8 protein-coding genes are annotated in these 12,786 nt (G+C 53.5%); 4 read left to right on the top strand and 4 right to left on the bottom strand.

Annotation, left to right across the window (positions count from 1 at the left end):
- Complete coding sequence (locus AC3EMD_RS10805; RefSeq protein ID WP_023322800.1) at positions 1–1,383, bottom strand: MFS transporter; 1,383 nt, start codon at positions 1,381–1,383, stop codon at positions 1–3.
- 316 nt (positions 1,384–1,699) lie between these two features.
- Here AC3EMD_RS10805 and amiA point away from each other — a divergent pair, with 316 nt between their 5' ends.
- The 3 genes from amiA (at position 1,700) to AC3EMD_RS10820 (ending at position 7,472) form a co-directional block, all read left to right on the top strand.
- On the top strand, positions 1,700–2,536 hold the full coding sequence (amiA, locus tag AC3EMD_RS10810; RefSeq protein ID WP_176600875.1) for an N-acetylmuramoyl-L-alanine amidase AmiA: 837 nt from the start codon (positions 1,700–1,702) through the stop codon (positions 2,534–2,536).
- A 104-nt stretch (positions 2,537–2,640) separates the two neighbouring features.
- Complete coding sequence (locus AC3EMD_RS10815; RefSeq protein WP_032735841.1) at positions 2,641–3,681, top strand: porin; 1,041 nt, start codon at positions 2,641–2,643, stop codon at positions 3,679–3,681.
- Positions 3,682–4,088: 407 nt separating this feature from the next.
- The gene (locus AC3EMD_RS10820; RefSeq protein WP_302074076.1) at positions 4,089–7,472 is read left to right on the top strand and encodes a molybdopterin-dependent oxidoreductase; all 3,384 of its coding nucleotides are present in this window, start codon (positions 4,089–4,091) and stop codon (positions 7,470–7,472) included.
- Positions 7,473–7,639: 167 nt separating this feature from the next.
- On the opposite strand, the gene AC3EMD_RS10825 is transcribed toward AC3EMD_RS10820, so the two are convergent.
- Entirely contained in the window at positions 7,640–7,864 is a 225-nt protein-coding gene (locus tag AC3EMD_RS10825; RefSeq protein WP_302074077.1) for a hypothetical protein, read from the bottom strand.
- 25 nt (positions 7,865–7,889) lie between these two features.
- A complete protein-coding gene (locus AC3EMD_RS10830) occupies positions 7,890–9,089 on the bottom strand; it encodes an MFS transporter (RefSeq protein WP_012541437.1) in 1,200 nt (399 codons plus the stop codon).
- 296 nt (positions 9,090–9,385) lie between these two features.
- Here AC3EMD_RS10830 and AC3EMD_RS10835 point away from each other — a divergent pair, with 296 nt between their 5' ends.
- A complete protein-coding gene (locus tag AC3EMD_RS10835; protein ID WP_008804517.1) occupies positions 9,386–10,543 on the top strand; it encodes a M20 aminoacylase family protein in 1,158 nt (385 codons plus the stop codon).
- A gap of 41 nt (positions 10,544–10,584) precedes the next feature.
- Here AC3EMD_RS10835 and fdhF read toward each other — a convergent pair whose 3' ends face one another.
- The gene (gene fdhF, locus AC3EMD_RS10840; protein WP_022066114.1) at positions 10,585–12,735 is read right to left on the bottom strand and encodes a formate dehydrogenase subunit alpha; all 2,151 of its coding nucleotides are present in this window, start codon (positions 12,733–12,735) and stop codon (positions 10,585–10,587) included.
- Positions 12,736–12,786: the final 51 nt, after the last annotated feature.

Here is a 12,786-nt window from a genome sequence, read left to right on the forward strand (position 1 = left end):
TCATACAATTTTTTTATTGAAATTTTGAGTTTGATTTTCAGATTTATAACGAAAGTAACTGACAGTCAGAGACAGTAACGAGAATAATGCCCCAGCGAACAAACTAATCGAAGTACCGTGGCTCGCATAAATATTGATGAATATGGCTACCAATGCCGAACCAATGATTTGCCCTACCAGACGCGAACTGCCTAACAGCCCACTGGCAATACTGCTATTCTCATGGGAAACTGAAGTCATAATGAGATAATTATTAGGAGCCTGAAACAGACCAAAACCAAAACCGCAAATTGCTACTCGCCAAAGGATCTGTAAATTTGTAGGTGCCGCAGGCAGCCATGTCATTAGTAGTGTTCCTGCCAGCAATAATGATAACCCTGAGAGCGCCACCAGGTTGGGATCATGTTTTTTTATAAGATCACCCGATATCAGTGACGTCAACATCGTTGCCAGTGGCCATGCTGTTAAGAGCATACCTATTTCAATCACGCTGCGGTGTAACACATTGTGGAAATAGAAAGGCAAAGAGACAAATGCCAGCAGTTGCGTGCTGTATGACAGCATTGACATCAACAATGACAAGGAAAAGGTTTTACTGCGGAACATAGCCACCGGAATCAAAGCCGAATCCTGTTTTTTTCGCTGATCCCTATACAGAATGAATGCCAGAATGATAAGTATTATCGCACTCAAGACAACTTCAATCAGATTATTTTTGGTTAAGCCTAACATCATCGTCGAGAACGAAATAAACGTCAGGAAGACCAGAACACCTCCTGCTTTATCAAACCGAGCTTCCATTCGTTGCCTGGATTTCAGTGATACTATGCAAAGTACAAGGGCAATACAGGCAATGGGTACGTTAATTGTAAATAACCAATTCCAGTTCGCGATGGACAGGATTGCAGAGGCTATTGAAGGCCCGGCAGCTGCGGAAACGGATACGACCATGACATTTATCCCCAATCCGCGGCCTAATAACCTGGCCGGATAGATATCTTTTATCAGTGCCGCGTTTACGCTCAAAATTGCAGCTGCGCCAAAACCCTGAACGACACGAAAAACAGTCAACATATTCAGCGTCTCAGAGAGAGCACAGCCCAGCGATGAGAAAGCAAAAAGGATGGTCCCCATAATGAAAATGCGCTTGTTACCCACTTTTCTCCCCAGAGCTGCAAATACCAGCAGAGAGGCGATCACAGCAAACTGATAAGCATTAATGATCAAGATGGACGACGATTCGGAAACGGCAAAATCTTTAGCAATAACCGGTAATGCAACATTAGCTATCGTACTATCCAACATTGCTATAACAGTACTGAGTGAAACTGCTAACACGGCACCAATATTTAGTTTTTCTTCTTTAATGAGTTCGGTAGACATAATTCCTCCCCAGGAAGCGTCATTGAATAATGGGGTCATCATGACCTGCTGAGCGGGTTTATAATGATTTATTATGTTATAACATAACTTCATTAAATGAGAATGATTATCTTTTGAAAGGGTGTGTATCAGGATGTTTCCGCAAGCAGCATATTGTTTTCTGAGGTTTTATTGCAGCTTTTGTCTGCCTGTCGCTCACTGGAGTACAGGAAACACAAAGTAACCTACTGCAACAGTATATAACATACAAAACCTCGATTTAGAGCTTAATGTTACGTTATAACATAACTTAAATTTACAGTATGAGGTTATTAAATTGGATTACGAAATTACCCGGCGTAAACTACTTCTTGCGAGCTTAGCCACCCTCGCAGCAAATACGCTCATTAGCCCGTTTACTTATGCACAATCTCGCTCATCAATTATTAGTCCTCATTCGGGAGCCCTAACGCATGGCCGTGGCAAATATACGGTAATGATCGATCCTGGGCACGGCGGTATTGATTCTGGTGCCGTGGGTCATCAGGGGGCACTGGAAAAACATGTTGTGCTGGAAATAGCCAATAATGTCAAAAATCTGTTAAAAGGATACGGTATTGAGGGGGTGCTGACCCGATCAGACGATACGTTCATTCCGCTTTATGAGCGTGTACAGATTGCTCATGCGCATAACGCCTCGCTGTTTATGTCCATCCATGCCGATGGGTTCACTAGCCCAGCGGCTCACGGCGCCTCTGTATTTGCTCTTTCAACTCGGGGCGCTAGTAGTGCAATGGCCAAATACTTGTCTAAAAGTGAGAACGCTGCAGATGATGTTGCCGGTAAGAGCGTCATCCATAAAGATAGATATCTGGACAAGATAATTTTCGATCTTGAACAGACAGAGACAATTAAAGAGAGCCTGCTGCTGGGCTCACATATTGTTCGTCACATCTCACCAGTTCACCATATGCATTCAAACCAGACAGAACAAGCTGCTTTTGTTGTTCTTAAATCTCCTTACATTCCTTCTGTCCTGGTAGAGACATCATTTATTACTAACCCGGAAGAGGAGAGATTATTGGGCACTACTGCATTTCGCCACAAAATTGCTTCCGCCATTACTAACGGCGTTGTCAGCTACTTTAGTCATAAACAAACAGTTTCAGCATAACAATATCCTCACATTTTACTGGAAGGAAGCACTGAGCATATGTCCCGGTAAATTTTTCTCCCTACAACTATTCAGATGCCGAGGCATCTTTTGGGGCATTTATCATGACATTGCAATTTTCACGCTACTGTCTTGTCGCGTTGTCACTACTTTTCTCACCAGGTGTACTGGCGGTTAACCTTATGAACCAGGATGGAAAAAAACTCGATTTTTACGGCACAATTATCGCCAGACGTTTTACCAGCAATACTGTAAAAGACGATGGTGATCGGAGCTATCTCTACTTTGGGTTAACCGGAAAAAAAGATCTCGCCAGACGCTGGCAAGCTTACGCCCAATGGGAATATACGGTGAGTGCATCAGATGCCAGCAGAAACGCCACTCGACTGGCATTTATAGGTATTGATAATCCCGACTGGGGAAGTCTGGATATTGGCCGCAATTGGGGCGTATTGTACGATGTGACTTCGTTGACTGATCGCTCACCTTTCTTTCGGGAGATGTCCTATAACTACATCGACAACTTTATGCGTGGCCGTGCTCTTAATCTGATGACATGGCGTAAAGAAATAACACTTTTCCAGCATCCATTAAAGATGGCGTTGCAGTATCAGTTTAAGGGTAATAATGACTATCGAACTATAAAGCAGCAAAATGGCAATGGTTATGGCGCTTCTCTGATCTGGTACTTCACACCAGAATTAAGTGCGCTATTTTCAGCTTCCTCTTCCGCAACGACCTTTTACCAGCAACAGAATGCAGGTTATCAGAAGAACATCCGCACCTTCGCGGAAGGGCTAAACTACAACAGCAGAAAACTGTATCTGGCAACAGTGATGACTCAAAGTAACAACGCCATCAATCCTCAGGTTCGGGATAACAATACATCATCCATAAGTTATGAAGCACTGGCAAAATATATGTTGACCAACAAATTCCAGCCGGATATCAGTTATACCCGACTGACTCAAACAGTTGCTGGCAGACGAACTCAAATTCTCGATTATGAAGAGCTAGGGTTCAGCTACTATTTTAATAAGAATATGCAGGTTTTCGTCGATTATAAATTTAACAATGCGCGAGACAGGGCGGCGGGGGTGGATTGCGCGGACAAGCTGGATACCGGGATTAGCTATCATTGGTAGAGATGACTTCTATTCTGGACCTTATTAAGAGTGAATGTCTTATTTGTCGGTAAATCTCCTCCGACAGAGTTGGAGAATACAAGGACTATGTGCCCGGGAAAGATAGCGATGGTAAGGAGAAGAGAATAACTGCGTAGTAAGCAATAAAAATGGATTGATAACAAGAGAAAGAACTACAGAAAATACATGAAGCTGGACGGCGCTTTCTCTCCGGTCGTGGGGGCATTAATTCATCTGTTCATTGTAACTTCTGATAACGACTTTTTTTTGCTCATTATGGGCACGTTATTTATTCATTTATTAATTAACTTTAACTTCCGGAGAAACAGCTCTACCTTGCCAGAGAACGATTTCAAATGTCTGTACCTGGCTACCCGGCTGTTGACTCAAATACAAAGGTAATTGGCATGTCTGAACATTTTGTCCCAGGGTATTGTGCGCTCTGTCGTTCGCGTTGTGGAACCTTAAATGAAATCACTGACGGACGGCTGGTATCTGTTTGCCCTGATGAAGATCACCCTACTGGAGGCGCGGTTTGTCTGAAAGGTAAAGCGGCCCCGGAACTGATTTATAGCGAAGCCCGGGTTCTATGGCCATTGCGCCGGACGCGGGAGAAAGGGGCTGCGGATCCCGGCTGGAAACGTATTTCCTGGGATAAGGCTCTGACAGAGATTGCTGAAAAGCTAACGCAGTTTAAAACGGAAAGTGGTGCAGAATCGGTAGCGTTTGGGGTAACCACGCCTAGTGGGACCCCAATTATCGACAGTGTGGAGTGGATTGAACGTTTTGTGCGCCACTACGGCAGCCCTAATACCTGCTACAGCACTGAAGTATGTAACTGGCATAAAGATACCGCCCACACTTTCACTTTTGGCTGCATAACGCCGGCTGCCGATTACAGTAATGCGGAACTGATTATGTTGTGGGGTAACAATCCGGCCGCCACATGGCTGGCACAGGCCAGCGCCATTGGTGAAGGGCGTAAGAAAGGTGCCAGAATGCTGGTTATTGACCCTCGGCACACAGAATTTGCTCGCGACGCTGATGTCTGGCTTAACATCAACCCAGGTACTGACGCAGTGCTTGCCATGGGGTTTATACGTCAGTTGCTGGAAGAGGGGTATAACGAGGCGTTTGTCAGGACCTGGACCGATGCACCTCTGCTGGTTAATGAAGACTCGGGACGGCTGCTACGTGAGCGGGACATTACTTCAGATGCTGTAACCAACCATTATTTACTTTGGGACAGCGTGGATAACATAGCGCGTTGTTGTACAGATGCAGTGGCGGGTGATGAGGTTTTTTATCAGCGAGCCTCGTTGGTAGGGCGCTATTCGCTGCCTCTTGCTAACGGTGAAACGGCGGTATGTACCCCGGCACTGGAGGTTTTGCGTCAGGCGGTTGCCGGATACACCCTTGAACATGTGGCGACAGTGACCGGTGTTTCTATAAAAAAACAACAGGCTGCCATGGCGTTAATTCGGCGTTCATCACGCATTGCGTACCATGCCTGGGTAGGGATTGCTCAGAGCCAGAACGCCACGCAAACAGAGCGAGCTATTGCCATCCTGTACGCACTGACCGGGGCGTTCGATACCCGCGGCAGCAACCGAATTTATGCGAAACCTCCGTTCAATGCCGTTAATCCGTTATCGTTATTGCCTGAATCACAGCGACAAAAAGCGCTTGGACTCAGCGAACGTCCACTGGGTCCGCCGGCAAGTGGTTATGTCACGACAGCCGATTTACATCGTGCCATCCTGGAACATAAACCTTACAAAGTAAGGGGGCTGGTCTGCTTTGGTTCAAATATGCTGTCTACCCATGGTAATGTGGATACCGCTATCGCCGCACTGAAGCAGCTTGAGTTTCATGTTCACTGTGACCATTTTATTACCCCTACATCAAGCTTCGCCGATATCCTGTTGCCCGCCAGCACTCTCTGGGAGCACGAAGCGCTGAAAATCGGTTTTGAAATCTCAGAACGTGCCGATGCTCATATTCAGCTACGTCCGCAACTGGTAACGCCTCGAGGGGGTTCCCTGGCCGATTACGAGATAGTGTTTCGTCTGGCGTGTAAAATGGGAATGGGGGACGATTTCTTTTGCGGCGATACGGATGCGGGATTTAATCATATCCTTAAGCCCTCCGGCCTCACATTGGAAATGCTCCGTGCACATCCCGGCGGGATCACCACGCATATCGTCAATCATGAGAAAAAATATGCCCTGCGTGATGGTCCGGACAATAAACCACGCGGCTTTGCCACCGAGACCGGTAAGGTAGAAATTTACAGCGAGCGCTTGCTGCGGCACGGGTATTCGCCGGTACCGCAGTATATTGAGGAATCACCAAATCAGGATGCCTTCCCGCTGCGCCTGACTACCATGAAGAACGCTCTATTTTGTCACAGCCAGCATCGTAGCCTGGTCAGCCTGCGTCGAAAATCACCGGATCCAACGGCCATTGTCAGCAGGGCAGTAGCTGACAATGCAGATATCGATAATAGAGACTGGATTGAAATCATTACCCCTGCTGGTCGGGGTCGTTTCAGAGCCAAAATTGACAACGCCATTCATGACGACGTGGTGATCGCTGAATATGGTTGGTGGCAAGGGTGTCCTGATTTGAATAAACCTGAGCTTCCGATAAAAGGTGAAGAAAGCAGCAATTATAATCTGCTGATTAACTATATGGCTGTGGACAGGATAAGTGGCTCCGTTCCCCTCAGAGCAATGCGTTGCTCGGTACGTAAGGTGGCTGATGCACTGGCCTGGAAAGGGGAGCGCCGGTTTATAGTCAGCGATATCGTTCAGGAAACGCCGGATGTACGCAGCGTCAGTTTTATCCCGGTGGACGGGGCGCAATTGCCGGACTGGCAGGCTGGTCAGGCAGTTATCCTGCGGGTCTTTCCGAAGGGCAAACCCGAGAGCATGTGCCGTGCATACACCCTAAGTAACGCGCCTGGGCGCAAAGCATGTTTTACCGTCTCAGTGAAGCACCAGCAACAGGGAGAGATGTCGTCTTTTATTCATCAAAATCTGCAGGTTGGTGATGAAGTCGCTTTGACAGCCCCTGATGGCAGTTTTGTGATCCCAACCAACAGCGTTGCTCCGGTAGTAATGATCGCCGGAGGGATAGGTATCACACCGTTCATCAGTTATCTAAGCTCGCTGGACATGACTCACGAAGGACCAGAGCTGTGGTTATACTATGGTAACCGCAACAGCCAGAGCCACGCTTTCCGGAAACAACTTGAGATATTGTCACAACGACTTCCGAGGCTTAACATCGTTAATGTCTACGATAATCCGAGACCTGGTGACGAACAGGGGAAGAGTTATCAGCATACTGGAATGATCACCGCTGCGCTTATTGATGAAAAATTGGTTAGCAATCGTGCGCGTTTTTATCTCTGCGGCCCGGGTCCGATGGTCTCTGCGCTTGAGGGGGGGCTACGGGAGCGGGGCGTATTTGCCTTTGATATCTTTAAAGAAATGTTTGCCCCTCCTGTGCCACGTATTACCTCGCTTAAAGACAGCTACAAGGTAGTTTTTGCACGTTCAGGAGTGACGGTGCTGTGGACGCCGGCAGCAGGGACATTGCTGGAGCTGGGGGAAAAACACCAGATCCCTATGGCCGGTGGGTGCCGGGCCGGACAGTGCGAATGCTGCGCTGTGAGAGTGATAGAAGGCGCTATTGGTTCATTCACCGAACAAACAGTTTCCGACGACGGCCTGTGCCTTGCCTGCCAGTCTGTACCGGCGAGTGATATTGTTATCGATGCATGAGGTATTTTAGTGTGCAGTGGCTCTGCACACCGCCCCAACAGCAGTAAACGATTGATATACCATGCTAGAGTTGCGACGGTAAAGCAGGAAGTGACCGACCTGACATAATTTGCAAGGTACCGTTGACTACTCCATACGTGGACGACGTTGAGAAGGTCAGAAAAATCTTACCTCTTGTCTAAGAGGTAAGTGAGGGTATCAAAAACGGCTGTACTCAAAGGCTCGTTGGGGATCTTTTTACTGACAAGCTTGTTACCGTATTCACGGCGAATTCCGCTCTCTTTCGCAGACTCTGGCAACCCCGTCGGCATACTGCGGTCGGTGACCAGAGCACCTTCTCCCTGGCGCAGGGTGAGGGCATGCAGCTCTACAGCATGTTCGATTGACACCATCGTTCCATCGCACCCACCCTCAAAACTACCGTGCGGACTCCGTCGCCTCATCCATCTCCTCTTCCTGCTCACTGGCAAGTAGGGTTTTCTCATTTTTGCACAGACACTGAATCAACAGGAACAGCACGCCGCTGGCCACCAGGGTGACGATCAGGCCATCGTAACCGGTGATGCCGATCAGCATGCCGCTGACTACCGGCCCGGCGACGCTACCGGCGGACCAGAAAAAGCCGAACAGGGCGTTAATCATAATCAGCTTCTGCCCATTGAAGGTTTTCCCCGCCCGCACCAGCGACAGGGTATAAAGCGCGCCCGCGGCGGCGCCCAGCAGCAGGCAAATGGCCATCAGCTGAATGCGCGAGCCGAGCATCAGCGGCAGGGCCAGCAGCGACAGGCTGAAGACTACCGCGCAGGACAGATGCACGCGGCGAATGCCGACCCGGTCAGCCAGCCAGCCGAGCGGGGTCTGGAACATCGCATCCCCGGTGAGCACCACGGTGACCAGCAGCACCGCCATCCCTTCATTCAGCCCTTTGTCCATGCCGTACAGCGGCAGCAGGGCAAGGATGCTGGCGTCAAAGAAGGCGAAGCAGAAGACCCCGGAGGCAAGTACCGGCAGGAAAGCGCCGAGGCTGCGCCAGCTGGCGCGCTCCCCAAGGCTTTCGCGGGTGCCAGTGGGCAGATGGCGCAGCATCAGCAGGCAGACGGCGGTGACCGCGACGATCGCCATCAGCGCCGAGGCCTGCCAGGCGGGGCCGACGGAGATCAGTAACGGCCCGGCCAGCTGGCAGCCGGTAAAGGCCGAGGCGTAGATGCCGGTGAGGGTGGCGCGCTGGCTGCCCGCCGCGCCGCCGGTGATCCAGCTTTCGCCCAGCACGATAATGACCCCGGAGGCCAGGCCGGTCAGCAGGCGCGGCAGCAAAAGCAGCGTCATATCGGTGGTCATGCATGAGGCGATGGTCGCCAGCGCCAGCAGGATCAGACTGCCGCTCAGCAGCACGCCCATTTCAACGCGCCGGCACAGCGCAGGAGAGAGGAAAGAGGAGATCATCATGCCGGCGGGCGGCAGGGCGGCCAGCAGGCCGACGTACAGCGGCGCGATCTGCTGCTGCGCCAGCTCAAGACTGATTAACGGCACCGTATAGCCGGTGATAAATCCCACGAGCGACGCGGCCATGATCATCGCCAGCGTGGGGGCAAGACGATTCTGGTCTGGGTTAAACATTTTATTTCCGATGAAGGAGAGGTCAGTAGTGGATCCTTCGGCAAATTGCCGTCCTGAGTTGCATAATAATTAATCGCCTGGCCGTTGTCACCGTTGAAATCACTACCAAAAAAGGACCGCCGGGCGGCGACAGGGCTGTACGCCGCGCCGCCGCCGCATTTCGTGACGTTGTCAGCGTGTTAACGACAGGATATAACGGAGGGAGCGGCAGCGACCCGACGCCAGTGAGCGACGGGGAAAAAACGCGACGCATGACCGATTATTCAGCATTACGCTATGCAGGAAAGGAGTAATACATGGCCGTATCGCCGTCACTGATCGCCGAAGCCGTTGGCTGGCGACGTGAATTTCACGCCGCGCCTGAGCTCGGATATCAGGAGCAGGAGACCTCGCGCCGCGTTGCGGAGCTGCTGGCCTCGTTTGGGCTGCAGGTACACCGCGGGCTGGCCGGCACCGGCGTCGTGGCGACGCTGGAAAACGGTCCCGGGCCGGTCATCGGCCTGCGCGCCGATATGGACGCCCTGCCGATCACCGAGCTGGGGAGCGTCAGCTATCGCTCGCGCCGTCCCGGGGTGATGCACGCCTGCGGCCACGATGGACACACCGCGATGCTGCTGGCGGCGGCCGCCCATCTGGCGCAGACCCGCCAGTTCAGCGGCACCGTCCACTTTGTCTTCCAGCCGGCGGAAGAGAACCTCGGCGGCGCGCGCAAAATGGTGGAAGAGGGGTTGTTCGAGCGCTTCCCGATGGACGCCATCTACGCGCTGCATAACTGGCCGGGGATCCCCCTTGGCGAAGTGGCGCTCAGCGATGGCGCGATGATGGCCTCGCTGGACGCCTTCGAGATCACCCTGCGCGGAAAGAGCTGTCATGCGGCGATGCCGGAGAGCGGGGCCGATCCGATCGTCGCGGCGGCGCAGCTGATTATGGCGCTGCAGACCATTCCTTCCCGCCGCCTGTCGCCGCAGGATTCCGCGGTGGTCAGTATCACCCAGATAAACGGCGGCGAGGCGATCAACGTCCTGCCGGACACCGTGGTGCTGCGCGGTACCTTCCGCTGTCTGAGCAATCGCGTTCGCGCCCGCGTGCGCGAGCTAATCGAAAGCTATGTGGCGACCCAGCCGCAGGTGTCCGATGTGCAGGGTGAGATTAGCTGGTTCCCGGGCTATCCGGTGACCAAAAACCATGCGCTGCAGGCGCAGCAGGTGCGCGAGGTGGCCGTCGCCACCCTCGGCGCGGAAGCGGTGCGCTGGAACCAGGCGCCGTCGATGGCCTCCGAAGATTTTGCCTGCATGCTGGAGGCCTGTCCGGGAGCCTATTTCTGGATAGGCACCGACGGCGAAACCCCGTCGAAGCCGCTGCATAACGCCAGCTATGACTTTAATGATGCGCTGATTAGTCCCGGGGTGGCCATGTGGGTGGCGCTGGTGGAGAAACAGCTGCCGGCGGCGTAACCACCGGCAGCGGCAGAGGGAGCGCGGCGCGCTCCCTGAGGTCAGACGTCGGCGGCGGCTTTCAGTCGCGCCTTCATGTCGCTGTAGGCTGTCCAGGCGTAGCGCTCCGCCCATTGCTGGTCGGCTATCGCTTCCACTTTCACCGCACAGTATTTGGTTTCCGGTGTTTTGGAGATCGGATCGAGGTTATCCTGGGTCAGCTCATTGCAGGCGCCCACCCACCACTGATAGGTCATATAGACCGCCCCCGGATTGATGCGATCGCTGAGGTCGGCGCGGGTGATCACCTTCCCGCGTCGGGAGCTGACCCACACCAGCTGTTTGTCAGCGATCCCCAGTCGTTGCGCATCCAACGGATTCATCTGCACCCGTCCCGGCTCGTCGGCCAGCGACTGCAGCGCGGCACAGTTGCCGGTCATTGAGCGGCAGGAGTAATGCCCGACTTCCCGCACGGTGCAGAGCACCAGCGGCCACTCGTCATCCGGGCGCTCCGCCGGCGCGCGCCAGGCGGTGGCGAACAGTTGCCCTTTACCCGATGGGGTATCGAAGCGGTTGTCTTTATACAGCCACGGCGTGCCGGGGTGGTCGAGGGTCGGGCACGGCCACTGGACATGGCCCATATCGCCCATTTTCTCCCAGGTCACGCCGTAGAACAGCGGGCAGAGTTCGCGCATCTCGTCCCAGATCTGCTGGTTGTTCTCATAGTGCATCGGATAACCCATTTCGCTGGCCAGCAGGCTAATGATCTCCCAGTCGCGCTTCACATTCCCCGCCGGAGGGATCGCCTGTTCAAACCGCTGGAACCCACGGTCGGCGCAGGTGAATACGCCGCCGTGCTCGCCCCAGGAGGTGGCCGGCAGCAGGACATCGGCAATTTCCGCCGTTTTGGTCATGAAGATGTCCTGCACCACCACAAAGTCCAGCGCCTCGATGCCTTTGCGCACCAGGCCGAGGTCGGCTTCGGTCTGCAGCGGATCTTCACCCATGATGTAGTAGGCTTTGATCTCGCCAGTCAGCGCTTTATGCGGCACCTCGGTGATGCGGGTGCCGACCTGGTCATCCATCAGCGCCGGGTCGACACCCCAGGCGGCGGCGAATTTGGCCCGCACGGCGGGGTCGGTGACCTCCTGATAGCCGGGGAACAGGTTCGGCAGCACGCCCATATCGCAGGCGCCCTGCACGTTGTTTTGCCCGCGGACCGGGCCCACGCCGACGTTCGCCCGCCCCAGGTTGCCGGTGAGCAGCGCCAGGCTTGCCAGACCGCGCACCACGTCCACCGCCTGGCCAAACTGGGTGACGCCCATGCCCCACATAATAGTGGCGGAAGGGGCGGCGGCGAAGATGCGCATCGCCTCACGGATCGCCTGCGCGCTGACCCCGACAATCGCTTCCACCGCTTCCGGGGCATAATCCTTCACCGCTTCACGGTAAGCATCCAGCCCTTCGGTATAGCGTTCGACATAGGCTTTGTTGTACAGCTCCTCCTCCAGCAGTACATAGCCGAAGGCATTCACCAGCGCCATGTTGCTGCCGTTGTTGAGCTGCAGATGACGGTCGGCAATGCGCGCGGTTTCAATGCGCCGCGGATCGCAGACGATAATTTTGGCGCCATTTTCCCGGGCTTTGATCACCCGGCGGGCGACGATCGGATGGGAGTCGGCGCAGTTGTAGCCAAAGACCAGCAGGCATTTCGAGTTTTCGATGTCGCTGATCGAGTTGCTCATCGCCCCGTTGCCCAGCGCCTGCTGCAGCCCGGCGACAGAGGGGCCGTGGCAGACGCGGGCGCAGCAGTCGACGTTATTGGTGTTCAGCACCGCACGGGCGAACTTTTGCATCACATAGTTGGTTTCGTTGCCGGTGCCGCGCGAGGAGCCGGTGGTCATGATGGCGCGCGGGCCATGCTTCTCTTTGATCTCCCTGAGCTTGCTGGCGGTATAGCGAATCGCCTCCTGCCAGCTGACCGGCGTGAAGGCGCCGCCTTTCTGGTAGCGGATCATCGGTTGTTTGAGACGGGGCGTCAGGAGCTGCGTGTCGTTAAGAAAATCCCAGCCGTAGTAGCCTTTCAGGCACAGCTGGTTCTGGTTGGTGACGCCGTCGGCGGCTTCCGCGCGAATGATTTTATTGTTGTCGACAACCAGTTTAAGTTTGCAACCCGCCCCGCAGTAGGGGCACACGCTCGTGATTTTTTTCATCAGTAACAGACCTGTTAACAGTGAACAGAGGATCGCTGTCGCGCCGGGCCC

The organism is Klebsiella sp. PK18 (genome assembly GCF_057784655.1).

Excerpts from the sequence above, each read along its gene's own strand:
- AC3EMD_RS10835 (WP_008804517.1), top strand. The coding sequence starts at position 9,386 with ATGGCCGTATCGCCGTCACTGATCGCCGAAGCCGTTGGCTGGCGACGT.
- fdhF (WP_022066114.1), bottom strand. The coding sequence starts at position 12,735 with ATGAAAAAAATCACGAGCGTGTGCCCCTACTGCGGGGCGGGTTGCAAA.
- AC3EMD_RS10825 (WP_302074077.1), bottom strand. The coding sequence starts at position 7,864 with ATGGTGTCAATCGAACATGCTGTAGAGCTGCATGCCCTCACCCTGCGC.
- AC3EMD_RS10815 (WP_032735841.1), top strand. The coding sequence starts at position 2,641 with ATGACATTGCAATTTTCACGCTACTGTCTTGTCGCGTTGTCACTACTT.
- AC3EMD_RS10830 (WP_012541437.1), bottom strand. The coding sequence starts at position 9,089 with ATGTTTAACCCAGACCAGAATCGTCTTGCCCCCACGCTGGCGATGATC.
- AC3EMD_RS10820 (WP_302074076.1), top strand. The coding sequence starts at position 4,089 with ATGTCTGAACATTTTGTCCCAGGGTATTGTGCGCTCTGTCGTTCGCGT.
- AC3EMD_RS10805 (WP_023322800.1), bottom strand. The coding sequence starts at position 1,383 with ATGTCTACCGAACTCATTAAAGAAGAAAAACTAAATATTGGTGCCGTG.